This is a genomic window from Rhizobium sp. 01T417, assembly GCF_056398905.1.
In genome coordinates this window covers 171933-198244 of the sequence record NZ_JBFTQH010000003.1, presented here as the reverse complement: position 1 = coordinate 198244, position 26312 = coordinate 171933, and the positions used below count along the sequence as shown (strand labels likewise).

General features: G+C 60.6%; 26 protein-coding genes. 18 read left to right on the top strand and 8 right to left on the bottom strand.

Features of this window, described 5'->3' with window-relative positions:
* Positions 1–31 precede the first annotated feature (31 nt).
* From miaB to trmB, 8 genes are all read left to right on the top strand, one after another.
* The gene (miaB, locus tag AC1DPR_RS04810) at positions 32–1441 is read left to right on the top strand and encodes a tRNA (N6-isopentenyl adenosine(37)-C2)-methylthiotransferase MiaB (RefSeq protein ID WP_477815811.1); all 1410 of its coding nucleotides are present in this window, start codon (positions 32–34) and stop codon (positions 1439–1441) included.
* A gap of 19 nt (positions 1442–1460) precedes the next feature.
* The gene (locus AC1DPR_RS04805) at positions 1461–2510 is read left to right on the top strand and encodes a PhoH family protein (protein WP_025658708.1); all 1050 of its coding nucleotides are present in this window, start codon (positions 1461–1463) and stop codon (positions 2508–2510) included.
* The gene (gene ybeY, locus AC1DPR_RS04800) at positions 2510–3025 is read left to right on the top strand and encodes an rRNA maturation RNase YbeY (protein ID WP_018855113.1); all 516 of its coding nucleotides are present in this window, start codon (positions 2510–2512) and stop codon (positions 3023–3025) included. The genes AC1DPR_RS04805 and ybeY overlap by 1 nt, the downstream gene beginning before the upstream one ends.
* On the top strand, positions 3022–4173 hold the full coding sequence (locus tag AC1DPR_RS04795) for a hemolysin family protein (RefSeq protein ID WP_026371511.1): 1152 nt from the start codon (positions 3022–3024) through the stop codon (positions 4171–4173). Before ybeY ends, AC1DPR_RS04795 begins: the two co-directional genes overlap by 4 nt.
* Before the next feature lie 76 nt (positions 4174–4249).
* Positions 4250–5851, top strand: coding sequence for an apolipoprotein N-acyltransferase (lnt, locus tag AC1DPR_RS04790; RefSeq protein ID WP_477815810.1), 1602 nt, complete (start codon positions 4250–4252; stop codon positions 5849–5851).
* Positions 5852–6003: 152 nt separating this feature from the next.
* Positions 6004–6423 (top strand): helix-turn-helix domain-containing protein, encoded by a 420-nt coding sequence (locus AC1DPR_RS04785; protein ID WP_018855116.1) that lies wholly within the window; start codon positions 6004–6006, stop codon positions 6421–6423.
* Positions 6424–6605: 182 nt separating this feature from the next.
* A complete protein-coding gene (gene metK / locus AC1DPR_RS04780) occupies positions 6606–7859 on the top strand; it encodes a methionine adenosyltransferase (RefSeq protein WP_018855117.1) in 1254 nt (417 codons plus the stop codon).
* Positions 7856–8557: a tRNA (guanosine(46)-N7)-methyltransferase TrmB gene (gene trmB, locus AC1DPR_RS04775; protein WP_018855118.1), complete on the top strand. Its 702-nt coding sequence runs from the start codon at positions 7856–7858 to the stop codon at positions 8555–8557. The genes metK and trmB overlap by 4 nt, the downstream gene beginning before the upstream one ends.
* Positions 8558–8563: 6 nt before the next feature.
* Here trmB and AC1DPR_RS04770 read toward each other — a convergent pair whose 3' ends face one another.
* A complete protein-coding gene (locus AC1DPR_RS04770) occupies positions 8564–8821 on the bottom strand; it encodes a BQ00720 family protein (RefSeq protein WP_007799651.1) in 258 nt (85 codons plus the stop codon).
* 49 nt (positions 8822–8870) lie between these two features.
* Positions 8871–9302, bottom strand: coding sequence for an Hsp20 family protein (locus AC1DPR_RS04765; RefSeq protein WP_062371331.1), 432 nt, complete (start codon positions 9300–9302; stop codon positions 8871–8873).
* A gap of 260 nt (positions 9303–9562) precedes the next feature.
* Here AC1DPR_RS04765 and AC1DPR_RS04760 point away from each other — a divergent pair, with 260 nt between their 5' ends.
* Positions 9563–10507, top strand: a complete 945-nt coding sequence (locus AC1DPR_RS04760; RefSeq protein WP_169679244.1) for a nucleoside hydrolase — start codon at positions 9563–9565, stop codon at positions 10505–10507.
* A gap of 30 nt (positions 10508–10537) precedes the next feature.
* Here AC1DPR_RS04760 and grpE read toward each other — a convergent pair whose 3' ends face one another.
* Entirely contained in the window at positions 10538–11158 is a 621-nt protein-coding gene (gene grpE / locus AC1DPR_RS04755) for a nucleotide exchange factor GrpE (protein WP_018855122.1), read from the bottom strand.
* A gap of 219 nt (positions 11159–11377) precedes the next feature.
* On the opposite strand from grpE, the gene AC1DPR_RS04750 reads away from it, so the two are divergent.
* Positions 11378–11812 (top strand): GFA family protein, encoded by a 435-nt coding sequence (locus AC1DPR_RS04750; protein WP_018855123.1) that lies wholly within the window; start codon positions 11378–11380, stop codon positions 11810–11812.
* 5 nt (positions 11813–11817) lie between these two features.
* On the opposite strand, the gene hrcA is transcribed toward AC1DPR_RS04750, so the two are convergent.
* Complete coding sequence (gene hrcA / locus AC1DPR_RS04745) at positions 11818–12906, bottom strand: heat-inducible transcriptional repressor HrcA (protein WP_018855124.1); 1089 nt, start codon at positions 12904–12906, stop codon at positions 11818–11820.
* A gap of 175 nt (positions 12907–13081) precedes the next feature.
* Between hrcA and rph the strand changes: the two genes are divergently transcribed.
* The 4 genes from rph to hemW are packed head-to-tail and all read left to right on the top strand — an operon-like array spanning position 13082 to position 16077.
* Positions 13082–13801, top strand: a complete 720-nt coding sequence (gene rph / locus AC1DPR_RS04740) for a ribonuclease PH (RefSeq protein WP_062371335.1) — start codon at positions 13082–13084, stop codon at positions 13799–13801.
* Entirely contained in the window at positions 13798–14214 is a 417-nt protein-coding gene (locus AC1DPR_RS04735; protein ID WP_018855126.1) for a VOC family protein, read from the top strand. Before rph ends, AC1DPR_RS04735 begins: the two co-directional genes overlap by 4 nt.
* Positions 14215–14221: 7 nt before the next feature.
* Positions 14222–14866, top strand: coding sequence for an RdgB/HAM1 family non-canonical purine NTP pyrophosphatase (gene rdgB, locus AC1DPR_RS04730; RefSeq protein ID WP_025658695.1), 645 nt, complete (start codon positions 14222–14224; stop codon positions 14864–14866).
* 35 nt (positions 14867–14901) lie between these two features.
* The gene (gene hemW / locus AC1DPR_RS04725; protein WP_018855128.1) at positions 14902–16077 is read left to right on the top strand and encodes a radical SAM family heme chaperone HemW; all 1176 of its coding nucleotides are present in this window, start codon (positions 14902–14904) and stop codon (positions 16075–16077) included.
* Here hemW and AC1DPR_RS04720 read toward each other — a convergent pair.
* Positions 16074–16991, bottom strand: a complete 918-nt coding sequence (locus AC1DPR_RS04720) for a DMT family transporter (RefSeq protein WP_062371337.1) — start codon at positions 16989–16991, stop codon at positions 16074–16076. The two genes, hemW and AC1DPR_RS04720, sit on opposite strands and share 4 nt — an antisense overlap.
* Positions 16992–17205: 214 nt before the next feature.
* Between AC1DPR_RS04720 and gcvA the strand changes: the two genes are divergently transcribed.
* From gcvA to AC1DPR_RS04700, 4 genes are all read left to right on the top strand, one after another.
* The gene (gcvA, locus tag AC1DPR_RS04715) at positions 17206–18090 is read left to right on the top strand and encodes a transcriptional regulator GcvA (RefSeq protein WP_169679247.1); all 885 of its coding nucleotides are present in this window, start codon (positions 17206–17208) and stop codon (positions 18088–18090) included.
* Between the two features lie 136 nt (positions 18091–18226).
* Positions 18227–20404, top strand: coding sequence for a TonB-dependent siderophore receptor (locus tag AC1DPR_RS04710; RefSeq protein WP_477815809.1), 2178 nt, complete (start codon positions 18227–18229; stop codon positions 20402–20404).
* 4 nt (positions 20405–20408) lie between these two features.
* Positions 20409–21158, top strand: a complete 750-nt coding sequence (gene fhuF / locus AC1DPR_RS04705; RefSeq protein WP_113470555.1) for a siderophore-iron reductase FhuF — start codon at positions 20409–20411, stop codon at positions 21156–21158.
* On the top strand, positions 21155–22282 hold the full coding sequence (locus AC1DPR_RS04700) for an ABC transporter substrate-binding protein (RefSeq protein ID WP_477815808.1): 1128 nt from the start codon (positions 21155–21157) through the stop codon (positions 22280–22282). Before fhuF ends, AC1DPR_RS04700 begins: the two co-directional genes overlap by 4 nt.
* On the opposite strand, the gene AC1DPR_RS04695 is transcribed toward AC1DPR_RS04700, so the two are convergent.
* The 3 genes from AC1DPR_RS04695 to rpsT all read right to left on the bottom strand — a co-directional run bounded on the left by AC1DPR_RS04695 (position 22279) and on the right by rpsT (position 26142).
* Positions 22279–23358, bottom strand: coding sequence for a saccharopine dehydrogenase family protein (locus AC1DPR_RS04695; RefSeq protein WP_477815807.1), 1080 nt, complete (start codon positions 23356–23358; stop codon positions 22279–22281). The two genes, AC1DPR_RS04700 and AC1DPR_RS04695, sit on opposite strands and share 4 nt — an antisense overlap.
* A gap of 121 nt (positions 23359–23479) precedes the next feature.
* A complete protein-coding gene (gene dnaA / locus AC1DPR_RS04690) occupies positions 23480–25027 on the bottom strand; it encodes a chromosomal replication initiator protein DnaA (protein ID WP_026371516.1) in 1548 nt (515 codons plus the stop codon).
* 836 nt (positions 25028–25863) lie between these two features.
* The gene (rpsT, locus tag AC1DPR_RS04685) at positions 25864–26142 is read right to left on the bottom strand and encodes a 30S ribosomal protein S20 (RefSeq protein WP_016552476.1); all 279 of its coding nucleotides are present in this window, start codon (positions 26140–26142) and stop codon (positions 25864–25866) included.
* Positions 26143–26312 lie beyond the last annotated feature (170 nt).

Sequence of the window (26312 nt, the reverse complement as noted above, 5' to 3'; positions counted from 1 at the left end):
TCGCGCATGAAAAACCACTAAATAGCCGCCCATGACCCAGGACAGTGCCCTTCTTCATGCCCCGGAGACCGATCTCCGTGATGGCAGCAACAGCCGCAAGGTGTTCATCAAGACCTATGGCTGCCAGATGAACGTCTATGACTCGACACGCATGAGCGATGCCCTCGCGCGTGACGGATACGAGTCGACGGAAGTCTTGGAAGAGGCAGACCTTGTTCTGCTGAATACCTGTCATATCCGCGAAAAGGCTGCCGAAAAGGTCTACTCGGCGCTCGGCCGCCTGCGCGACATGAAGAAGGAGCGCAACAAGGAAGGCCGGGAGTTCATGATCGGCGTGACCGGTTGCGTGGCACAGGCGGAAGGCGAGGAAATCCTGCGCCGGGCGCCCGCCGTCGACGTCGTCATCGGTCCGCAGACCTATCACCGCCTGCCGGAAGCGCTGCGCAAGGCGAAGGAAGGGCAGCGGATCGTCGACACGGAATATGCCCTCGAAGACAAGTTCGAGCATCTGCCGATCGCCGAGAGCAAGAAAATCCGCTCTCGCGGCGTAACCTCCTTCCTGACGGTTCAGGAAGGATGCGACAAGTTCTGCACCTTCTGTGTCGTGCCCTATACGCGCGGTTCGGAAGTATCTCGGCCTGTCAGCCAGATCGTCGAGGAAGCACAGAAGCTCGTGGAAGGCGGCGTGCGCGAAATCACGCTGCTCGGCCAGAACGTCAACGCCTGGCATGGTGTCGGCCCGAATGATCAGGAATGGACGCTCGGAGACCTGCTCTACCGGCTGGCCGAGATCCCCGGACTTGCGCGTCTGCGCTACACCACAAGCCATCCTCGCGACATGGACGATCGCCTGATCGAGGCGCATCGGGACCTGCGCGCGCTGATGCCCTACCTGCATCTGCCGGTGCAGGCCGGCTCCGACCGCATCCTGAAGGCGATGAACCGGCGCCATACGGCCGCCGAATACCTGACCCTCGTCGAGCGCATCCGCGCCGCTCGCCCAGACATTGCCCTTTCCGGAGACTTCATCGTCGGTTTTCCGGGGGAGACAGACCAGGATTTTGAAGATACACTCCGTCTCGTGGAGGAGGTGCGCTATGCGCAGGCCTTCTCCTTCAAGTACTCGACACGGCCGGGCACGCCCGGTGCGGAACTGAAGGACCAGGTGCCGGAAGAGATCAAGGCAGAACGGCTAGAACGCCTGCAGGTGCTTCTTCTGAAGCAACAGCAGGAATTTGCCGAATCCTGTGTCGGGAAAACGATCGAACTGTTGCTCGAAAAGCCCGGTCGCATGCCAGGACAGCTTATCGGCCGTTCTCCGTGGCTTCAGTCCGTGAATGTTGATGCAAAAGCATTGCAAATCGGTGACATTATTAACGTGCGAATCACCGGAACCGGAACCAACAGCCTGTTTGCCGAGATAGCAGAGGCTGAGGTCTAAACCCTAGGAGCTCGACCGCTTGAACGGACAAGAATTGGTTTCTTCACCGCGCCACCCACGCATTGCGAGCGACGCCAATCACTTTATTCTGACGTTCGAGAACAATCGGTTCGCCAGTGAGTTGTTCGGTCAGTTCGACCAGAACCTCAAGCTGCTTGAAGAGCGTCTCCACATCGACGCTCGAGCGCGCGGCAATTCCGTCGTTATCTCGGGAGACATTGTCGCCACCAACCAGGCGCGGCGTACACTCGATTACCTCTATGAGAAACTCCAGAAAGGCGGCAGCGTGGAGCGATCCGACGTTGAAGGCGCGATCCGCATGGCGGTCGCCGCAGACGATCAACTGAGCCTGCCGACGATGGAGCGCAAAGCCAAGCTCACCATGGCGCAGATTTCGACCCGCAAGAAGACTATCGTCGCGCGAACGCCGACCCAGGACGCCTACGTGCGCGCTCTGGAACGGGCCGAACTGGTTTTCGGCGTCGGTCCGGCGGGTACCGGCAAGACCTATCTCGCCGTCGCTCATGCGGCCCAGCTCCTCGAACGGGGTCTTGTCGAGAAGATCATTCTTTCCCGCCCGGCGGTGGAAGCCGGCGAGCGGCTCGGCTTCCTGCCCGGCGACATGAAGGAAAAGGTCGATCCCTATCTCCGCCCGCTCTATGACGCGCTCTACGACATGATGCCCGCCGACAAGGTCGATCGGGCAATCACGGCCGGTGTTATCGAAATCGCTCCGCTCGCCTTCATGCGCGGCCGGACGCTCGCAAACGCTGCCGTCATTCTCGACGAAGCGCAGAACACGACCTCGATGCAGATGAAGATGTTCCTGACGCGTCTTGGCGAGAATTCCCGCATGATCGTCACCGGCGACCCGAGCCAAATCGACCTGCCGCGTGGTGTCAAATCCGGACTGGTGGAGGCCCTTCAACTACTGAATGGCGTCGAAGGCATTTCGATCGTCCGCTTCCGGGATACGGATGTCGTACGTCATCCGCTTGTCGGCCGCATCGTCAAGGCCTACGACTCGACCTATATCGCGGAAGCAGAGGAAGCCAGCCGGCAGGATTGATGGCCGAACTCGACATTCAGATCAGCATCGAAGAGGGCGACTGGCCCTCCGAGGATGCGCTACATGCATTGGCGGATCGGGTGCTGGAAACAGCCGCCACCTATCTGCGTGAAACGGTCAAGCAGCCCTTTCCGAAGATGGTGCCCGAGGTTTCGCTTGTTTTCACGGATGATGCCTCGATCCAGGACATCAATGCCGAGTGGCGCGGCAAGGACAAGCCGACCAATGTGCTTTCCTTTCCGGCCTTCCCGGTCAAGCCGGGCAACGTGCCGGGACCGATGTTGGGCGACATCATTATCGCAAGAGAGACCGTTGAGCGGGAGGCAGTCGAGCTCGAAAAGAGCTTTGACGACCACCTGACCCACTTGATGGTGCATGGTTTCTTGCATCTCTTCGGCTACGATCATAATAATGACGCTGAAGCCGAGATAATGGAGGGGCTCGAGACTCGCATTTTAGCGGTACTCGGCCTATCTGACCCATACGAGGGTCAAGACCTTAAAATGGAACCATGAGCGACTTTACGACGAGACCGGCCGCGGAGGCCAAGGACGCCGACCAATCCTCCTCTTCTGACGAGGGTGGCAGTAGTAGTAGGCAGTCTGGACGACCCCAATCCTTCTGGACGCGCGCCGCGCGTATCTTGAGACCACAGCAGGGCTCGCGCCTTCGCGAGGACATCGCCGATGCGCTGCTGACCGACGCTGCCGACGGTGACGTCTTTTCGCCCGATGAACGGGCAATGCTGCACAACATCCTTCGCTTCCGGGAAGTGCGCGTTGCTGACGTGATGGTGCCGCGGGCCGATATCGAAGCCGTCGATCAGAACATCACGATCGGCGAACTGATGATCCTGTTCGAGGAATCTGGCCGTTCGCGCATGCCTGTTTATGCGGATACGCTCGATGATCCGCGCGGCATGGTGCATATCCGCGATCTCCTGTCCTACGTCGCCAAGCAGGCGCGCAACAAGCGCCGCGGCAGCACCAAGACAGTCAAGTCGACAGAGCCTCTGGTCGAGGTTTCACCCGAACACTTGCAGAAGCCTACACGCGCTGCGAAGCCGAATTTCGACCTCAGCCGCGTCGACCTACAGAAGACGCTGTCGGAGGCCGGGATCATCCGCAAGATCCTGTTCGTTCCGCCGTCGATGCTTGCGTCGGACCTCCTTCGCCGCATGCAGGTCAACCGCACGCAGATGGCGCTGGTCATCGACGAGTACGGCGGCACCGATGGATTGGCCTCGCACGAGGACATCGTCGAGATGGTCGTCGGTGACATCGATGACGAGCACGACGACGATGAAGTCATGTTCAAGCGCGTCTCCGAAGACGTCTTCGTCGCGGATGCCCGTGTCGAACTGGAGGAGATCGCCGAGGCGATCGGGCCGGACTTCGACATCACCGAACAGGTCGACGAAGTCGACACGCTGGGCGGCCTGATCTTCTCCGAGCTCGGGCGTATTCCGGTGCGTGGCGAGGTCGTGCAGGCTCTACCCGGTTTCGAGTTCCATATCCTCGACGCCGATCCGCGCCGGATCAAGCGCGTGAGGATCACCCGCAAGCGTCAGGCCATCCGTCGCCGCGTCAAGATCGACGGCGACAGCACGCCCGGTTCGGATCACGGCGAGGAGAGGCAAACCGACGCCTCCACGTCGACCTGATGCCGCAACGCACGACAAACGGCGGCTTTTTTGAAAGACTGCGAGCGGGTTGATTCGCAGCTTGATGGGAGTGCGCATGGAGCGGCTTGCGGACAGGGTTATCCTGGCCTGGGGGTTCAAGAGGGTTGCGTTGGCGGTCCTTGCTGGCGCCGTCGGCGTTCTGGCCCTACCTCCATTTGGCTTCTTTGCCGCAATGTTCGTGTCGTTCACGCTGCTCGTCTGGCTGATCGACGGCTCGGCTGCCGCTCCGGAAAGCGGGCTCATTGGGCGACTGTGGCCATCTTTTACCGTGGGTTGGCTCTTCGGCTTCGGCTATTTCGTCGCGGGTCTCTGGTGGCTTGGCCACGCTTTGATGATCGACGCGGAGGCCTTCGCTTGGGCGCTGCCGCTGGCGATCCTCGGCCTGCCTGCCGTGCTCGCCATCTTCTACGGCATTGCTGCGGCGCTGGCGCGAACCATGTGGTCCGATGGCATGGGGCGGATTGCGGCGCTTGCGGCGAGCTTCGGGTTGCTGGAGTGGCTGCGGAGCGTGCTTTTCACCGGCTTCCCCTGGAACGCTATCGGCTACGGCATGACGCCCGTGCCGCTCATGATGCAATCGGCGCACGTCATCGGCATCATGGGCATCACGTCGCTCTCGGTCTTCATCTTCGCCGCTCCCGCACTCCTCGGCACCCGGCAGGGCGCAAAGCTCGGGCTCTCGCTGGCAGCCCTGCTCTTCGCCGCACATATCGGCTATGGCGCCTATATCCTCTATGGCCCGCAACCCGCGCCTGCATCCGACTCCCCGAGCCCGGTCATTCGCCTGGTTCAGCCGATGATCGAGCAGACGGCGAAGATGGACAGCGACGCCGACCGCGCTGCTATCTTCGAGAAGCACCTGAAGCTTTCCGTCGAGCCTCCGAAGGACGGCGGGCGGAAACCGGACATCATTGTCTGGCCGGAAACGTCCGTTCCCTTCATCCTGACCGACAATCAGGATGCGCTCAGCCGGATCGCGGACACGCTCGACGACAATCAGATCCTGATTGCCGGCGCTGTCAGGGTGGAGGACATGGGGCCTGGCAATCCGCCTCGCTACTACAATTCGATATACGTCATCGACGGCCGTGGGCAGATTGCCGGCGCGGCCGACAAGGTGCATCTCGTGCCGTTCGGCGAATACGTGCCGTTCGAGAGTATCCTCGACGATTTCGGCATCCAGAATGTGGTCGAGATGCCAGGCGGCTTCTCACCCGCCGCCACGCGCCAGCTTCTGAGTTTGCCCACGGGGATCAAGTTCTATCCCCTCGTCTGCTACGAGATCATTTTCCCCGACGAGATGACCGGCGACCTAGGCGCCGCCAATGCCATTCTCAATGTCACGAACGACGCGTGGTTCGGTGCAACACCCGGCCCCTACCAGCACTTTCAACAGGCTAGGTTGCGTGCCGTGGAGACCGGCTTGCCGCTGATTCGAAATGGCAATAGCGGAATTTCAGCCATCGTGAACGCCCGTGGCGAGGTCATTGCGGGTCTCGGCCTCAATGAAACTGGCTTTGTCGACGCAACCATCGAGCGTTTCGACGCCCAGCGCGATCCGGGTTACCCGCGCCAAACTTACTTCCGGTTGATCGAGATACTTCTGTTTGCAATTGCGCTGGTTTCGCGTTTTGGTTTAGTTTTCAAGCAGAATTGACCGAAAACCCCTAAAATTGCATAGTGGTTCGGATCGGCGTTCTTAGCGTATGTTTCAAGGTGGTTAATCAAGACTTTGCAACGTGGCGTTTTGGGGATGGGTTTGGGCATGCCGGTTTGAACAAGGTTGAAAATTTTTGTTAGGGCAGGACCATGATTGAGAACAAGAAGCGGCCGAACCCCATCGACGTACACGTTGGCAGTCGCATTCGCCTTCGGCGAACGATGCTCGGAATGAGCCAGGAAAAGCTCGGAGAGAGCCTCGGCATCACCTTTCAGCAGATCCAGAAATACGAAAAAGGCACCAACCGTGTCGGTGCCAGCCGCCTCCAGAATATTTCCAGCATTTTGAACGTTCCGGTTTCCTTCTTCTTCGAGGACGCGCCGGGCGAACAATCCTCCGGCCTGTCCGGCATGGCGGAAGCCTCCAGCTCCAACTATGTGGTCGACTTTCTTTCGTCGTCCGAGGGGCTTCAACTCAACCGCGCCTTTGTAAAAATCACCGATCCCAAGGTTCGCCGCAAAGTCGTCGAGCTGGTGAAGGCACTCGCCGCCGAAGCCGACAGCGAATAACCGCCATTCAAAATTCGGAGCAGAGACAAAAGCGGTCGCAACGGCCGCTTTTGGCATTTTTGGGGCAAAATTTGCCACTTTGCAGCAGATATAAAGATATATTTATGTCCTTCTACGCTTGTTTTTCTGATGCGAACTGAGTACCTACTAGGCAGCTTTTGTTCTTTGAGGGGAATCCCGGAATGCGCGCGAATTACCTTTTCACCAGCGAGTCAGTTGCCGAAGGTCACCCGGACAAGGTGTGTGACCGGATCTCCGACGAGATCGTGGATCTGGTCTACCGCGAAGCCGCCAAGACCGGCGTCAACCCCTGGGGCGTGCGCATTGCCTGCGAGACCCTGGCAACCACCAACCGCGTCGTGATCGCCGGTGAAGTGCGCCTGCCGCCGAGCCTGATGAAGAAGGACAAGAACGGCAACGACGTCATCAACCCTTCGAAGTTCAAGGCCGCTGCCCGCCGCGCCATCAAGGACATCGGCTATGAGCAGGACGGGTTCCACTGGAAGACGGCGAAGATCGACGTGCTCCTGCACTCGCAGTCCGCCGACATCGCCCAGGGCGTCGATAGTGCCGCCGACCAGCAGGGTGACGAAGGTGCCGGCGACCAGGGCATCATGTTCGGCTACGCCTGCAAGGAAACGCCTGACCTCATGCCGGCGCCGATCTATTACTCCCATAAGATCCTGCAGCTGCTCGCGACTGCCCGCAAGAAGGGCGACGGCGAAGTTGCAAAGCTCGGCCCGGACGCCAAAAGCCAGGTGACGGTGCGCTACGTGAACGGCAAGCCTGCCGAAGTCACGTCGATCGTTCTCTCCACCCAGCATCTCGACGAAAGCTGGGATTCGAAGAAGGTTCGCGCGGTGGTCGAGCCCTATATCCGCGAAGCCCTCGGCGATCTGCCGATCGCCGACGATTGCAACTGGTACATCAATCCGACCGGCAAGTTCGTCATCGGCGGTCCTGACGGCGACGCCGGCCTCACCGGCCGCAAGATCATCGTCGACACCTACGGCGGTGCTGCTCCGCACGGTGGCGGTGCGTTCTCCGGCAAGGACACGACCAAGGTCGACCGCTCGGCCGCTTACGCTGCCCGTTACCTCGCGAAGAACGTCGTTGCCGCTGGTCTTTCCGACCGCTGCACGATCCAGCTGTCCTACGCTATCGGCGTCGCACAGCCGCTGTCGATCTATGTCGACCTGCACGGCACCGGCAAGGGCGTGACGGAAGACCAGATCGAAGCCGCGATCCGCAAGAACATGGACCTGTCGCCAACAGGCATCCGCCGTCACCTCGACCTCAACAAGCCGATCTATGCCAAGACTTCGGCCTACGGCCATTTCGGTCGCAAGGCTGGCCGCGACGGCTCGTTCTCCTGGGAACGCACCGACCTCGTCAAGGCGCTCAAGGACGCCGTCAAGGTCAAGGAAGCAGCATGACCGACATGGAGCGTCGCGGACGCGCGACCGAAGCCTTCTTCGGTCGCCGCAAGGGAAAGGCTCTGCGCGAACATCAGGCAGAGCGACTGAACACCCTGCTTCCGGCGTTCCTCATCGATCTTTCAGCGGCTCCGCCCGAGCCGCTGAAGACCCTCTTTCCGGTGCCGACCGAAAGGCTGCGCCTGGAAATCGGTTTCGGCGGCGGCGAGCATCTGATCCATCGCGCCGTGGAAATGCCCTCGACCGGCTTTATCGGGGTCGAGCCTTTCATCAATTCCATGCAGAAGCTGCTGACGAGCGTCGACAAGGCAGGCGCCAGGAACGTTCGTGTCTACAACGATGATGCGACGCAATTGCTGGATTGGTTGCCGGACGCCTCGATCGACCAGATCGACCTGCTTTACCCGGATCCGTGGCCAAAGCGGAAGCACTGGAAGCGCCGCTTCGTGTCGAAGACGAACCTCGACCGATTCCACCGCGTGCTGAAGCCGGGCGGGCTGTTCTGCTTTGCGTCCGATATCGATACCTACGTCAACTGGACGCTGCTCAAATGCCGCGACCATGGCGGCTTCGAATGGCTAGCACAGAATGCGGCAGACTGGCTGACGCCCTACGAGGGCTGGCCGAGCACACGCTACGAGGCCAAGGCACGGCGTGAAGGCAGATCTTCCGCCTATCTCACATTCAAGCGCGTCTGAGCCTGCCTAGTGCAGGCTCACCGTTTTCAGCTCATCCTCAGCGGCCTTGAAGAAGGTGCTGGAGCGATTATCCGTCAAAAGGATCGGCGTGCCATCGGCGCCGAATAGCGCCCAGAGGTCAACGCTCGGATCGATGTCTGGCGCTTCCGGGAAGCACTTGGCAACTTCTTCGTTGCGCATCTTGCGGATATAGGCGACCTCGCCGTTGCCGATGCCGGCAAGTTCGGTTTTGGTCAGGTGCGAATTGGCTTCTTTCATCAACATTCCTGTACCTCCAAGAGAAGGGACCAACGGCTCAACATGCGCCGTTGTCCTACTGTGAGACCGAAATGTTAATTTTCTTCACCATGCGGCTCGGTTCGGGGCGGATGAGATCCACCGACAGCAACCCATTCTTGAGGCAAGCGCCCAAAACCTGCATGCCGTCGGCCAGAACAAAGGTCCGCTGGAACTGACGCGCGGCGATGCCGCGATAGAGATAATCGCGCTCTCCCTGCTCTGCCTGACGGCCGCGGATCGACAGCTGATTTTCCTCGACGGAGACATCGAGGTCGTCCTCAGCGAATCCCGCGACGGCAAGGGTTATGCGCAGCCTTTCCGGATCGCCGGAAGCGCGGTCAGGAGCAACGCGCTCGATATTGTAGGGGGGATAGCCATCACTCGCCTTGGAAAGGCGCTCCAGCGTCTTCTCCATGGCGTCAAAGCCCAAAAGCAGCGGGCTCGCGAAAGGCGTCATGCGGCTCATCTTTCAAGTCCTTGATTCAAGCGACCTTGCCGGACCTGAAATGCAGCATCCGACTGCCGACAATATGGGAATTGCCGAGCCCGGGCGCAAGGCGGACGTCCATGCTCGCTCCCGGGAAGCCAGCAAGGGTCCGACCTTGACAAAGCAGGCGCCGACTCGCATCAAATCCTGCCCGCGCCGGCTGTGCCGATTTGCGACGGAAATATAAACAAACGGTGCATGCCACGAAGACGCGCACCACGAGGATGGGAACGATCGGAATGGCAAACCCTAGAAAGATCATCATCGACACTGACCCCGGTCAGGACGACGCAGCCGCCATCATGCTGGCTTTTGGCAGCCCGGAAGAGCTCGATGTACTCGGCATCACCACGGTCGCCGGCAACGTGCCACTGTCCTACACCAGCCGCAATGCGCGCATCGTCTGCGAGCTCTGTGGTCGCACCGATACGAAGGTCTTTGCCGGCGCCGACAAGCCGATTGCGCGCAAGCTGGTGACCGCGGAGCACGTGCATGGCAAGACCGGCCTCGACGGTCCGGTTCTCGACGAGCCCACGATGCCGCTGCAGACGCAGCATTCGGTGGATTTCATCGTCGAGACGCTGCGCAGCGAGCCGGAAGGCGCAGTGACGCTCTGCACGCTGGGGCCGCTGACCAATATTGGCCTGGCCTTCCAGCAGGCGCCCGACATCATCCCGCGCGTCCATGAACTGGTCATGATGGGCGGCGGCTTCTTCGAGGGTGGCAACATTACGCCGGCCGCCGAATTCAACATCTTCGTGGATCCCGAGGCAGCCGACATCGTCTTCCGCTCCGGCGTTCCGATCGTGATGATGCCGCTCGACGTCACGCACAAGCTTCTGACAGGCAAGGACCGCGTCAAGCGCATGGCTGATCTCGGCACACGCCCGGCCATCGCCATGGTCGAGATGCTGGAATTCTTCGAACGCTTCGATGTCGAGAAATACGGCTCGGACGGCGGCCCGCTGCACGACCCGACGGTTATCGCCTATCTGCTGAAGCCGGAGCTTTTCAAGGGGCGGACCTGCAATGTCGAGATCGAGGTGAAGTCGGAACTGACTGCCGGCATGACCGTCGTCGACTGGTGGCACGTGACCCACCGCAAGCGCAATGCGCAGGTCATGCGCGATGTCGATGCGGACGGATTTTTCGATCTGCTGATCGAGCGTTTCGCCCGCATCTGATTTCGGATTGTTTGACGGGCGCCTGAGGGATCAGGCGTCCTTCTGGTCGAAAACCGAATTGGTTTCGGGTTCGACCAGCTTCGGTCCGCCCTTGGCGACGCCGACCATGGCCGGGCGCAGAACACGCTCGCCAATCGTGTAGCCAGCCTGAACGACCTGAACAACGGTGTTGTTCGGCACCTCAGGGTTCGGTACTTCGAACATGGCCTGGTGGAAATTCGGATCGAACTTCTGGCCAACCGGCTCCAGCTTTCGGACACCGTGGCGCTCGAGCGCCGCCAACATCGAGCGTTCCGTCATCTCGACACCCTCGATCAGCGTTGTCAGGCCGGCATCAGCGGCAGCCCTTGCTTCCTCCGGAATCGCATCGATGGCGCGGCGCAGGTTGTCCGAAACGGCCAACATGTCGCGGGCGAAGCCAGCAGCCGAATAGGTCTTGGCGTCCTTGATTTCCCGCTCGGTGCGGCGGCGCAGGTTATCCATCTCGGCAGCAAGCCGCAGATAGCGGTCGCGCAGCTCTGCGTTCTCGCCCTTCAGAAGTTCCAGCGGATCGGGCTGTGCGGTGGCTTCGTTCTCGACGTTTGCGGCGGCGTCCGCTGCGGCTTCGGCCGCGGCTGCGTCAGGTCCGTTCTTCGTCGTTTCGTCAGTCATGACGTTCTCCGGTGATTGGTGTCTTTTAGGATGTGCCCGATATCGAGCTTTGACGGGCAAAAATCAAGTCTGCGTGACTGAAAAGCGCGCGATGCGGGGCAACTCATGCCGGGTTGAGCGAGAGGGCCAGCTTGACTTGCTCGCGCTAAAGTTCTTTTATTTTAGAGCTACCTAAACCTTTCTTGCTTCGGCCTAATCCTGGGTCAGGGAGCTGCTACCATGAGCGATCAGAAAAGCTATTCCGGGCGCTGCTTCTGCGGCGCCGTGGAGATTGTTGCTACCGGCGAACCGGTGGCGATGGGATACTGCCACTGTGCCTCCTGCCGGCATTGGTCCGCAGGGCCGGTCAATGCCTTCACGCTCTGGCAGCCGCAGGCTGTCCGGGTCACTAAAGGCGGAGAGCATGTCGAGGGCTATCAGAAGTCCGATACCAGCGTGCGGAAGTTCTGCGAGCTGTGCGGTGGGCATCTCTACACCGAGCACCCGACCTGGGGCGTCACCGACGTCTACGCGGCACTTCTGCCGGATCTCGACTACACCCCGGCGCTGCACGTGAACTATCAGGAGAGCGTGCTGCGCATTCGTGACGGCCTGCCCAAATATAAAGACATGCCCGCGGAGATGGGCGGCTCGGGCGACACGTTGCCTGAGTAGCCGCGCTACTTCGCGCCGCGTGACAGTCGCGTCATAAGCTGAGCGGTATAATCGACCATCGGGACGATGCGCGAGTAGTTGAGACGCGTCGGCCCGATCACTCCCACGGCACCGACAATGCGGTCGTCATCGTCACGATAAGGCGCAACGATCAACGACGAGCCGGAGAGCGAGAAGAGCTTGTTCTCCGAGCCGATGAAAATGCGCACACCTGGCCCGCTTTCGGCCAGATTGAGGAGTTCCAGCAAGCTGTCTTTTTTCTCGAGGTCGTCGAACAGCATTCGCAGGCGGTCGAGATCGTCGGCACCGGCGAGACCGGCGAGCAAATTGGCGCGGCCGCGAATGATGAGCTGAGCCGGTTTGCCTTCGTCCGCGCTGCCGGACCACACAGCGATGCCGCGCTCGACGAGATCCTGCGACAGCGTGTCGAGTTCGCGGCGGACATCGTCCTTCAGTCGGCTCAGCTGATTGCGCAGTTCCGGCAGCGTCTGGCCGGTCATATGCGCGTTGAGGAAGTTTGCGGCCTCGGTCAATTGCGATGATGTGACGCCTGCCGGAAGCTCGATGATGCGGTTTTCCACCTGGTCGTGATCGCCAACGAGCACCGCAAGCGCCTTGGTCGGCTCGAGGCGAATGAACTCGACATGCTTGAGCACAGGATCGCTTTTCGAGGTGATGACAAGTCCGGCGCCGCGCGAAATGCCCGAGAGCATTCGGCTCGCCTCGTTCATCATCAATTCCATCGGATTGTCGCGGCTTTCGGCGCGCACCTGCCGATCGATGTTGGCACGATCCTCGGCCGAGAGATCGCCCACCTGCATGAAGGCGTCGACGAAGAAGCGCAGGCCGATCTGCGTCGGCAGACGCCCGGAACTGACATGCGGTGAATAGATGAGGCCGAGTTCTTCCAGATCGCTCATCACATTGCGTACGGACGCCGGCGACAGCGACATCGGCAGGATTCGCGAAAGGTTGCGGGAACCGAGCGGTTCGCCCGTTTCCAGATAGCCCTCCACGATGCGGCGAAAGATTTCCTTGGAGCGTTCATCCAGCGCAGCCACTGCCTCTGAAACCGACGTCGATCTGAACTCCATGAAACCTTGCGTACCCGTGCTGACGATGATCCGACAAAATATAGCCAATCTCTCCGCAGCGGCAAAAGGGAAATTGCAAATGGACGCTGCCAATCGTAGAAGCTCTCAACACCATAGCACGCATGATCTACCCGAAGCCTGCTCACGCCTTCGGCACGATGATTAGGAGAATAGTATGCGGCCCTCAGGCAGAAAAACCGACCAGATGCGCAAGGTCTCTTTCGAGCGCAATTTCTCCAAGCACGCGGAAGGCTCCTGTCTGGTGAAGTTCGGCGATACGCATGTGTTGTGCACGGCGAGCGTCGAGGAAAAGCCGCCGGCATGGCTGCGCAACACCGGCAAGGGCTGGGTTACGGCCGAATACGGCATGCTGCCGCGCGCCACCGGCGATCGCATGAAGCGCGAAGCTGCGGCCGGCAAGCAGGGCGGTCGCACCCAGGAGATCCAGCGCCTGATCGGCCGCTCGCTGCGCGCCGTCGTCGACCTCAAGGAGCTCGGCGAGCGCCAGATCACCCTCGATTGCGACGTCATCCAGGCGGACGGCGGAACGCGCACCGCCTCGATCACGGGCGCCTGGATTGCGCTCTACGACTGCCTGAAATGGATGGAGAGCCGCAACATGCTCAAGGTCGAGCGCGTGCTCAAGGACCATGTCGCGGCCATTTCCTGTGGCATCTTCGCAAACCAGTCGGTCCTTGACCTCGACTATCTCGAAGACTCCTCGGCCGAGACCGACGCGAACTTCGTGATGACCGGCACTGGCGGTATCGTCGAAATTCAGGGCACCGCCGAAGGCACGCCCTTTACCGACGAGGAGTTCGCTTCGCTGATGACGCTCGCCAAGGGGGGCATTGCCGAACTCGTGGCGATGCAAAAGCAGGCGATCGCCGGATGAACGACGTGCTGGAAGGCATGCTGGAGACGGCGCTCTATGCTGAGGATCTCGACAAGGTCGAAGCCTTCTATGAAGGCGTTCTCGGTCTTTCGAAGATCTCGCGGAGCGGCAACCGGCATGTCTTCTTTCGCTGCGGCCCCGGCGTGCTGCTGATTTTCAATCCGAAAGAAACGATCAAGCCGCCCTCACCGACCGCGCTGCAGGTGCCGCCTCATGGCACAAGCGGTGCGGGACACGCCTGTTTCCGCGTCTCGGGCGAAAATCTCGATGCGATTGCCACCCGGTTGATGTCGGAGGGTGTCGCCATCGAATCCGAAGTCACCTGGCCGCAGGGCGGCCGATCGATCTATTTCCGCGATCCAGCGGGCAACAGCCTTGAATGCGCTGAAGCCCGTATCTGGGGCCTCGAATAGGACAATTATGCGCAAGCTCGAAACCAAGACCATTGTCGTTGCCAGCCACAATGCCGGCAAGATCCGGGAAATCCAGGACCTGATCGGCCCCTTCGGCTTCACCGCGAAGTCGGCGGCTGAATTGAACTTCGTGGAGCCTGACGAAACCGGCACCACCTTCGAGGAAAACGCAAAGATCAAGGCGCTCGCTTCTGCGGAAGCCGCTGGACTTCCGGCGCTGTCGGATGATTCCGGCCTCGCCATCGATGCGCTCGGCGGCGATCCTGGCGTCTATACCGCCAACTGGGCCGAGAAGCCCGACGGGACCCGCGACTTCGCGATGGCGATGGAGAAAGTCGAGGCGGCGCTGGACAAGGCCGGCGCTTCAAAGCCGGAACAGCGTACCGCCCGCTTCGTAAGCGTGCTCTGCCTTGCCTGGCCGGACGGCCATACGGAGCTCTTCCGCGGTGAAGTCGAGGGCGCTGTCGTCTGGCCGCCGCGCGGCAGCCAAGGCTTCGGCTACGATCCGGTCTTTCAACCCGAGGGCTATGACACTACCTTTGGAGAGATGAGCGGGGAAGAAAAACACGGCTGGAAGCCGGGCGACGCAGAGGCCCTGTCGCACCGCGCCCGCGCCTTCAAGATTTTCGTCGAAACCTGCCTGGAAGCCTAAGGGCAAACGTGGACACTTTGGAACAGCCTGACCTGATGCGCTATGCCGCTCTTCTGCCCGATACCGGCGAACCCGGCTTCGGCGTCTACGTGCATTGGCCGTTCTGCGCTGCCAAGTGCCCCTATTGCGATTTCAACAGCCATGTCCGCCACCAGCCGGTCGATCAGGAGCGCTTCACTGCGGCCTTCCTGAAGGAAATGGCAACGGTGCGCCAATTGAGCGGGCCGAAGACGGTGACGAGCGTCTTCCTCGGCGGCGGCACGCCCTCTCTGATGAACCCTTCGACGGTTTCGGCCATTCTCAATGGTATTGCCAAGCATTGGCATATGCCAGACGGTATCGAGATCACCATGGAGGCGAACCCCTCCAGCGTCGAGGCGGAGCGTTTCCGGGGCTATCGCGCCGCCGGGGTCAACCGCGTCTCGCTTGGCGTCCAAGCCTTGAATGACCGCGACCTGAAGTTTCTCGGACGGCTGCACGACGTTGCCGACGCGCTGAAGGCGATCAAGCTGGCACGCGACATCTTTCCGCGCATGTCCTTCGACCTGATCTATGCTCGCCCGAACCAGACTGTCGAGGAATGGGAGCGCGAGCTGAAGGAGGCGATCTCCTACGCGGTCGATCACCTCTCGCTCTACCAGCTGACGATCGAGGAAGGCACGCCCTTCTACGGCCTTCACAAGGCGGGCAAGCTTGTCGTTCCGGACGGCGATCAATCGGCATTGCTCTACGAAGCGACGCAGGAGATCACGGCTCGCGAAGGAATGCCGGCCTACGAGGTGTCCAACCACGCGCGCCCCGGCGCGGAGAGCCGCCACAACCTCACCTATTGGCGTTACGGCGACTATGCCGGTATCGGCCCCGGCGCCCACGGGCGGCTGACGCGCGGCGCGATGAAGATCGCGACGGCGACCGAGCGGAAGCCGGAAAGTTGGCTCGATCTCGTCGAGCGCGACGGCCACGGCATCCTCGATCAGGAACAACTCGGCTACGAGGAGCAGGCGGACGAACTGCTGTTGATGGGACTACGCCTGAAGGAAGGTGTCGATCTCGCCCGCTGGCAACAGCTTTCAGGCCGCGATCTCGACCCAAAGCGTGAAGAATTCCTGCTGGAACACGGCTTCGTCGAGCGGATCGGCAATTCCCGGCTTCGCTGCACGCCGTCGGGTATGCTGATCCTCGATTCCGTCGTAGCCGACCTCGCCTGCTAGGCCGGCCGCTTTCGTCCCAGGGAAAACAACCGCCCGTCGATCGCCGCAAGGCCGATCGCGATCATCGCCATGCCGATCAGATGCTTGGCTTGCAGTTGCTCGCCGAGAATAGCTGCGCCGAGCAGGATGGCGCTGACCGGGATCAGGAAGGTCACGAGCATGAGGTTTGTCGCCCCTGCCGTTGCCAGGATGCGGAAGAACAACACATAGGCGATCGCCGTCGACAGCAAGGCCAGGCCCAGCAAGGCCATCCAGGTCTCGAGTGACGGGGCGGCCAAAGTCCAAGGTTGATCCACGACGAGCGCGATCGGCAGCATCAGGATGGTCGAAGCGGTAACCTGTCCGGCGGCGGGAATGAGCGGCGCCATGCCCATCTGGCGGAAGCGTCGGCCGAAGATCCCGGCGAAGGAGTAGGAGAGCGCAGCACCGAGCACGGCAAGCTGCGCCAGCACGTTCGAGCCGAGATCACGCAACACGTCGAAGCCAATCATGTAGGCAACACCAGCAAAGCCAACGAGGACGCCGAGCAGGCGGTTGCCGGTCATCTTTTCGTCCGCTGTCAGGAAATGCGCGACGACGACACCGAAGAGCGGCGTCGTGGCATTCAGGATCGAGGCAAGGCCGCTTGCGATGTGCGTCTGGCCCCAGACGATGAGGCAGAAGGGGATCATGTTGTTCAGGATGCCCATGCCGAAGAACGCAGCCCAGGACCTAGCGTCGCGCGGCATCGCATGGCCGGTGGCTCGGACGATAAGGTTCAGCGCAAGTGCGGCAATCAGGACCCGGCCCGCGACGATCGTGAACGGCGGCAGGGTCTTCACCAGAATACCGTTGAAGAGGAAGGAGCCGCCCCATAACAGGGACAACACCAGCAGCATTCCCCACTCGGCAAGGCCCATTTGTTTCTGCTGCATTATCTTCTCCCTAGTCAGCCTGACCGGAATACATCCAGCCGCTGGCTGCCACCACCCGATTGTTGCGCGTCTCGAACGCGGCCATTCTCGATTAATTCTCGCTCATCGCGCAGCTTAAATCAGCTTTTTCGACAGCTTTCATGCTGATATTATTGCGATGCCTGGCAGGAGACAAACGAGTCTTTCTCGATCCATGATATAGCTGAGCTAAACCATGAGCGACTATCTTCCCTCTCTTTCAGCACTTAGGGCCTTCGAAGCCGCCGCGCGACACCTCAGCATGACGCTTGCGGCAAAAGAGCTCAACGTCACGCCGGGCGCCGTCAGCCTGCAGATCCGTGACCTGGAAGCATCGCTTGGCGTCAAGCTCTTCGAGCGCAAGACGCGCGCGCTGGCCTTGACGGTTGAGGGCGCGGATTATTTTTCGACGCTTAGGGCAGCATTCCGTCTGGTCCGGGAGGCGACGGCGGCAATCACGGCACGGGGACGCGGCGCCGTCCTCAACGTCACCTGCACGGCGGGATTTGCGACCTACTGGCTCGTGCCGCGTCTCGGGCGCTTCGAGGCGATGCACCCTGAAATCGACGTTCGCATCAGCGCATCGCACCGCGTGCTCGACTTTCAGCGTGACGGCATCGACCTCGCAATCCGCCACGGGCTCGGCGGGTATGACGGCCTGATCAGCGAGCGGCTCGTCGATGACGAACTCGTGCCGGTCTGCACGCCAAAGCTTGCCGCTGAACTGGGGAGCAATCCGTCGCCCGGCGCCCTCGCTGGTTTCCAACTGATCCATGACGTCTATCGCCATGACTGGCAGCTCTGGCTGGAAGCGGCCGGCGCAACGGGGGTCGATCCGTCGCGCGGGCCGATCTTCATGCATGGCAACGGAGCCTATGACGCGATGAAGGCCGGGCTCGGCTTTGCCTTGATGCGACGCTCGTTTCTGGAGCGGGACCTGAAGGAAGGTGCGGTGATCACGCCTTTCCCGCTTGGGATCGCAAGCCGCCTTGCCTTCCACCTCGTCTATCCGGGCCCCGCGCTCGAGCGACCGGCAGCGGCGGCCTTTCGCCGCTGGCTGCTGACCGAGGCACAGGCCTGACCTGACTGTGGCTGATTTGTCATGCTGATTAAAAAGTGGAGCATTTCAATCATAAAATAGGGTTTTCTTCGGGCTTTTTCTTGACTATTACACTCCAGATAAAATTCTGCAATGAGCCTTCCGGTGTGATAAGCCAATGAATAATCTTCAATTTTCTTCTCGATTCCTTTCCACATCAGCTTTGACGGGCGTGGTGCTCGCCCATCTTCTCGCGCCGGCTGCGGCACAGGATGCCGCGGGGCAGCAAGACGGAGCGACGGTTCTTGAAGATATCATCGTCAATGGCGGCAGCGGCGGCGTGATCCAGGCTGACGGCTATGTCGGCAAGAGCAGCGCGACAGGCACGAAGACCGACACGCCGTTCATCGAGATTCCTCAGTCGATTTCGTCCGTAACCGAGCAGCAGTTGAGGGACCGCAATCCGCAGAGCCTGCTCGATACGGTCGCCTACACACCGGGCACTCGTGTCGGTGCTTACGGCTTCGATCCGCGCTTCGATTCATTCTCGGTACGCGGCTTCGACGTGACCTATACGGGGATCTTCCGCGATAACCTTCGTCAGCCCGGCGCAGGTTCGTCACTCTTCAAGACCGAGCCTTACGGCCTCGAAGGTGTCTCAATCCTGCGTGGACCATCCTCAGCGCTGTATGGAGCAACGGGCGCCGGCGGTCTCTACAACCTCATCACCAAGCGGCCGACGGAAGACGCTTTTCACGAAGTTCAGCTGCAGTATGGTACCGACCAACGCTATCAGACCCAGTTCGACCTCTCAGGTCCCGTTAACAATGAGGACCCCTTCTATTATCGCCTGACTGGCCTCTACCGCGATGCCAACACGGAACAGGTCAGCGTTCCCGACGACCGCGTCTATATCGTGCCAGCCTTCATGTGGAAGCCGGACGAGGATACCAAGCTTACCATTCTCGGCGAGTATTCCCGAACCAAGACCGGTGGGACGGCGGCCTACTACAATGATCCGGCCGGCAACGTAACCGACATTTTCGCAGGCAATCCGGCCTTCAACGATTCAGTCCAGAACCAGGCGCGCATCGGCTATGAATTCGAGCACCGGCTGAACGACGTCTTCGTGTTCCGCCAGAACGCCCGCGCATCGACGCTCAACATCGACGCCGACTGGGCCTTTGCCTACGCCCCCAACGCGGTCGATCCAAGTCTCCTCGACCGCAGCGCCGGCACGTTCGACGAGCGGCTGACGGCCTTCGTCATCGACAATCAATTGGAAGCCAAGTTCGAAACGGGGGCGGTCGACCATACGGTGCTTGCGGGCCTGGACCTGACCAAGCTGCGCTGGCGTTCGCTCGATGGTCGGGGCGTGTCGCCGCCGCTCGACACCAACAATCCGACCGCGGGAGCGCCCGTTGCACCGATCGACTTCGACACGCGCACCATCCAGGATCAATGGCAGGTCGGCACCTACCTGCAGGACCAAATCCGCTATGACGCATGGATACTCACCGTCGGCGGGCGCTACGACTGGGTTTCGACCGACACCGACAATACCGACCTCAGCACGAACGCTCTGACCAGCCTCTCGCAAAAGGACAAGGCATTCTCCGGCCGTGTCGGCTTGGGCTACGAGACCGATTTCGGCATTGTACCTTATGCCAGCTACTCCACCGCCTTCGCACCCAATGCCGGTATCAACCAGGAGACGGACCAGCCCTTCAAGCCGACGGAAAGCGAGCAGGAAGAGATCGGCGTCAAGTACCTGCTCCCGAACAGCAACACGCTGCTGACGGCTGCGCTGTTCAATATCGACCAGAAGAACAGCCTCTACTACGAGGTCGTGAACCTGCCGACAGGACCGGCGAACATTCAGGTGCAGCGCGGCAAGATTCGCTCCCGTGGCTTGGAACTCGAAGCGAACACGAGCCTCGACAACGGCCTGTCGCTGGTCGCGTCTTATACCTACACCGATACCGAGATCCTGGAAGGAACGACCGGGACCGTTGGCAATTCCGTCTCGTCGGTTCCGAGGCACATGGCTTCGCTCTGGGCGAATTACACATTCCAGGAGAGCAGCCCGGTCTACGGCCTCGGCATCGGCTTCGGCACCCGTTATCTCGGCAAGAGTTACACCAGCGACGCCAACACGGCGCAGAACGGCTCACGCGTCCTCTTCGACGCCGCCATCAGCTATGATTTCGCGGCGCTGGACAAGAAATACGACGGCCTGAGCCTGCAGGTGAACGCCACCAACCTCTTCGACCGCCGGGAGGCCGTCTGCTCGGCGGGCTTCTGCTATCGCGACCAGGGCCGCGCCGTGATCGGCAGCCTGCGCTACACATGGTGAGCTGATGGCGAGCGCACAGCACCATGTCGCCGATCGAGGCCAGAGCGCCTCGATTCTCTCGCCGGCTTTCGCCGGCGAGCATGCGTGGTGCAGCGAGAAGATGGTACTCTCAACCGAGCTATCGGACGGGGTACCGCTGCCGCGCTTCTTCGGTGACGGCGGGTTCAGGCAGGCGATTGATCGTTATGCCGAGGCATGTGGAGACAGCGACAGGCGCGCCGTCGTCTCGATGTGGTCGTTATATTACTTCTCCACTCTTTCCATCCCCTACGTGCTGGCGCGCCGCCTCGCCGCGCAAGCGCTGCCGATCGCCTTCGATGAGATGACCATCGCATTGCAGGAGAACGGGCTGCCACGGGCGTTCGGCGTTCCACACCGGGGCGGGCATGCCGCGGTCGAGGAGGACGACGGGTTCGGGGCGATAGGTCCATTGTTGGAGCAACATCTTCCCGAGGCGGTCGCGAAACTCAACGCTTGCGGTATTTCGGCCAAGCTGTGCTGGAACAATGCCGCTGTCTATCTCGACTATGCGCTGCGATTGACCCGGCCAGCTGAAGGCCCCGATCTCACGGTGTTCGTGCGCGGCTGCCTGCCGGATGGCGGCGTCAATCCTCTTTGCGGCAGCGTCCGATATGTCGAGGAGGATGGTGAGCGCGTCGCCCGGCGGAAGATATGCTGCTTGCGCTACATGCTGCCCGACGTGCCGAGCTGCGGCAAGCCTTGCGCTCTTCCGAGCCAAAGGAACGTACAATGACCCTTTCCACGATCACGAGACGTGGCTTTCTCGCCGCCGCGTCCACGACGCTCTGCGCGCCGGCTCTCTTGAAGGCCGAGACGCGCTGGCCGCTGACCGTGACCGACGCGGTCGGTCGAACGGTGACGATTTCAAGGAAGCCGAAGTCGATCATCCTCGGAACGGGATTCAATCTTTTCGCGCTGTCGCTGATCCATCCGGATCCGGTCAGCCTGCTTGCTGGCTGGGCGACCGACATGAAGACGGACAATCCGTTCATCTACGACGCCTTTCGCAGCAAGTTTCCGGCCCTCGACAAGGTCCCGCTGGTCAGCAATGGGCAGGCGGATGGCATGAACTTTGAGGCCGCACTCTCCTTGGAGGCGGACCTTGCAATCATGGGCAGGTGGCAGGCCGATGGCGAACAAGGCGAACGTGCCATCGACTATCTCCAATCGATCGGCGTGCCTGTCATCGTCGTCGATTTCAATCTCGATCCACTGAAGAACACCCCGCGAGACATTCGCCTCCTCGGCCGCGTTCTGGAATGCGATCGGCAAGCGGAAGATTATGCGCAGTTCTTCGAAAAGCGGGTGCAGCGCATCAAGGCAGAGTCGGCAGGGAGAGGCGAGGATGCGCCGCTGGTGCTGATGGACGCCTTCCCGAGCGCAACACGGGGCAGCTGGGCGATCGGCAGGACCGGCCTCGGCGAGTTGATCACGCTTGCCGGCGGACGCAACATCGCGGACAAGAACCTACCGCCGCAGGGCGGGCCGGTGACGGCGGAATACATCATCGCGGCGGAGCCGGACGTCTATATCGCCACAGGCTCGCCGGGTGGCGTCTACACCGTCTTCTCGATTGGCCCTGGCGTCGATCCCGCAGAAGCCCGTCGGTCGCTCCAGGAAACCGTTCAGGCACCCGCCCTTGCCCCACTGAAGGCTGTGCGCGAGGGAAATGTGCATGGCATGTGGAACTTCTTCAACGCCGTGCCGCTGAATGTGCTGGCGGCGGAAGCCGTGGCATCCTGGGTAAGGCCTGACCTGTTCGGCGATCTCGATCCGGAGGGCGGCCTCGCCGAAATCAACGAGCGTTTCGCTGCGGTCCCGTTCGAGGGGGCATACTGGACTAGCTTGGCGGGTTAACGTCCAGGCGCACCGGTCTTGAAAAGACTGCCGGTCGGCGTGTTGAGGAACATCTCCAGCGGAATGTATTCCTGATGCAGGAAGCCGGTGGACGGCAGCAGGTTCTCGCGCACCATTTCGATCACGGCAACCACCGAGGCCGATGTCGTCCAGGCAATCGCCGTGCGGCGAGCGCCTGCTATCTCGATCGGATAGTAGGCGCGCACAAACTCCTTGCGGCGCAGGTTGCCGTTCTCCGTGCCCTCCGCTGCCACGTGGACATACACAACATCGTCCTCGACCGGCGGCTTGGCGTTGGTGAGGATTTCACCGGCAAGCTTGCGCCTGTCGCGCATCAGGAGTTCGTGAAAGAAGAAGTTCATCAGATCCATGTGTCCGGGATAGCGCATCGTCTTGTAGTCGAGGTTCTCGACCTTGCCGAGCATGGTGTCACACATGGTGCCGAGGCCGCCTGATGTCGTGAAGGCCTCCAGCTTCACACCCTCGACGTAGATCGTCTCGTGCCATTCCATCGGCGAGACGAGCTTGCGAATGCCCCCCTCGATCACTTCGCAGTCGTTCAAATACTCATTGACCACGCCTTCGGGCGACCAGTTGAAGGCGTAGCCGAGGAGACCGGTCGGATGCTGCGGCAGGGCGCCGACGCGCATGCGAATGGAACGGCATTTGTCGAATCCATCCGCAAGGCTCGATCCGACAATACCGACGAAGCCGGGGGCGAGGCCACATTGCGGCGCCATCAGCCCGCGCGCGGTCTTGGATAGTTCGATGATGAAATTTGTGGTCGGCACGTCTTCCGTGAGGTCGAAATAATGGATCCCCGCAAGATGGGCAGCGCGCGCCAGGCCGATGTTGAGGTGATAGGGCAGGCAGGAAAGCACGGCCTCGACACTCGACAGCAGTTCGCCGATGGTGGTGGGGTCGGAAACGTCCCCACTCCTGCACTGGAACGGAAGGCTCTCTGTCGGCGCCTGAATATCGATGCCGAGAACCTCGAAGCCCCCCTCGTGCAGGAGCGTCGCTGCCAACCGCCCGACCTTGCCCAGCCCGAGAACGGCAATCCTGTCGAAACTCATCAACTCCCTCCCCTTTTGTGCACGCGGCACACGCTCCTCACAGCCAGCGTACAGAAGATTGTGCGCAAAAGAAAACGGCCGGAGCAATGCCCCGGCCGTCAAAGCACAGAAGGTTTCCCGACTATTCGTTGATCAGGCGCTTCAGCAACTCGATCTCATGCGAGAGCTTCGTATCCTCAGCAATCAACTCCTCGATCTTGCGAACGGCATGCAACACGGTCGTATGATCGCGACCGCCGAAGCGACGGCCGATTTCCGGGAAGGACCGCGGCGTCAGCGTCTTCGACAGATACATGGCGATCTGGCGCGGCTTGACGATGACACGGGTGCGGCGGTTCGAGACCAGCTCCTGGCGCGACACGTTGTAGTGCCGTGCGACGATGCGCTGGATATCCTCGATGCGGACGCGACGCGGCTCACCCGAACCAACAAGGTGGGCAAGAAGCTCGTCCACGCGCTCTACCGTCAGGTTCGGCTCGAAGGAGCGACGGAAGAGCAGCTGGTTGAAGGCGCCTTCCAGTTCGCGGCCGCTCGCAGTGATGTTGCGGGCAACATGGTTGAGCAGTTCCGCCGGGATTTCCAGTGACGGATCCTCGACGCGAGCTACGGCGAGGCGACGCTTCAGGATTTCGAGGCGCATTTCGTAGTCCGGCGCATCGAGCTCGATGGCAACGCCGCCCTGCAAACGCGAGCGGACGCGTGGATCGAGCGATTCCAACTCCCAGGGAGCGCGGTCGGCAGCGACCACGACCTGCTTGGCGCTGTCGAGCAGCATGTTCAGCAGGTGGCAGAACTCGTGCTGGATCATCTTCCCCTGCAGGAACTGCATGTCGTCGATGATCAGAAGGTCGATGTTGCGCAGCGAGTCTTTGAGCGTCAGAGCATCATTGTCGCGGATCGCGGTTGCGAAACGCCACATGAAATACTCTGCCGTCAGATAGACGACGCGCAGTGCGCGCGGGTTCTGAACCGCGGCATTGGCGATCGCCTGCAGAAGATGCGACTTGCCGAGGCCGACGCTGGAATGGACGAACAGCGGATTGAAACGGACAGCGCCCTGTCCGGCTTCCGCAATCGTCTTGGCGGCGGCAAGTGCCACGCGGTTCGAGCTGCCTTCGACGAAGGTGTCGAAGGTGAAGCGGGAATCCAGAGGCGAGCCGAAGAGCGGCTGGCCGGAGGTGGCCGGACGGGCTGCGGCAGCGGACGAAACCGCCTGCTGCGCAATCTGGCCGGCATGCTGCGCCACAGGGCGGCGCGTCTGCGCAGCGGCAACAGGCTCCGGGGAAACCGGCTCTTCAGCCGGCTTACCAACGCCACGCGTTGCCGTGCGAACAAGAATTTCGACTTTCAGGATTTCAGAGTCTTCGGCCCGGAACAGGCTGGTGATCAGCTCAAGATACCGATTGTTGATCCAGGACTTCAGGAAAGTTGTCGGCACCGTCAGGCGCACGACGCTCTTTGAAACCGAATGCAATTTCAGCCGTGCAAACCAGCTTGCATAAACATCCGGACCGACCTGCGCCTTCAGACGGGCGCTGACACGCTCGAAAAGTACACCATGCTTCATGTCTCCCTTTTCCCCTGCCGCCTCGGCGCAAATAGAGCCAAACGCCTGCGGTTCATTGTCCCCACTCTCCAGGACATCCGCCGTCATTGTATTCATCTGCATCATGCCGCCTTCCATTCGTCGGCCGACTTTGTTTCGTCGCCCGATTATTTCCCCGCTATGGCTAGAAAGTGGCACCCTCATGAGCCACTCGCCTGCCGGTTCACTCAAATACTGCCCCACTCGCAAGATGCTCCCGGGAAAGTGCGCGCCGCATCATGCGGTTCGACTGCGTTCCCTCGGACTGGATGCCGTTCCTCGTAACACCGGCGTCCAATCGTCCTGCCACGACTTCTCTTCCCAATTCGGCTTCACGCAACGCGTGCAACCAACACACAAAACATCACCGTTCCGCGACAGCCACATCGCGGTCAAAAATGCCTAACTGCGTGAAAAACCGAAGACTTTGACTCTCCGTAACAAGTGGCACAGGATCATCGCCCTGCCGACGTGGCAGTTTCAGACCAAGCCTTTACAGGTGATGTCTGGACCCCTTGTTGATCGGCATTTAGGCAGGATCGAATGCGGGAATCAACGATGAATTTTACGCAAAATTAAGAGCGGGCCGTTGACTCCGGCTGCAGTTTTTGAGCGTCACATCGATGTCAAAAAAGAATCGCTTTTGAATCAAGGGGATTCCGATTCTGGGCATTTTTGACACGCATAAAAAGAAAAAAATAAAAAAGCTTCTTGACTCTGCTCAGACCGCAGATTGTAGGGCCTGAGTCGAGCACACCTGAAGTATCCTACAACAAGTATTTGTTTTCATTGCATTTTTCATGTCACACGCCCGACATGAAATCGTCGCCGAATTAACCATACGGAAGCTAGTCGGCGGAATCGAAAAAGCCCGACAAAGTTGCCGGGCTAATCATAATGCTGCGTTTATTAACGAAGGATTATGCGGTCGCAGAAACCGACAGAGCCTTCACACGAGCTGCCAGGCGCGAAACCTTACGGGAAGCCGTGTTGGCGTGCACAACGCCCTTGCTTGCGGCGCGAGCCAGTTCCGGCTGCGCGGCCAGGAAAGCTTCCTTAGCCTTGGCAGCATCACCAGATGCGATTGCCTCTTCGACCTTGCGAACGAAAGTACGAACGCGCGAGCGACGAGCCTTATTGACGTCGGTACGGCGGGCGATCTTGCGGGTCGCTTTTTTCGCCGAAGTTGTATTGGCCATGGATGCCTCTCTAAGAATTCGAACAAACTCCGTCATCACCGCGGGCCTTGCGGCCACTTCATACAGCAATGCGGGAGCATAATCGGAAAACCGGAGTGGCTTCCCGAACCGTGGGCGGGCATATAACCCTAAAGCCGACCCACGTCAACGCGCATTTTCAAGGAAACGCC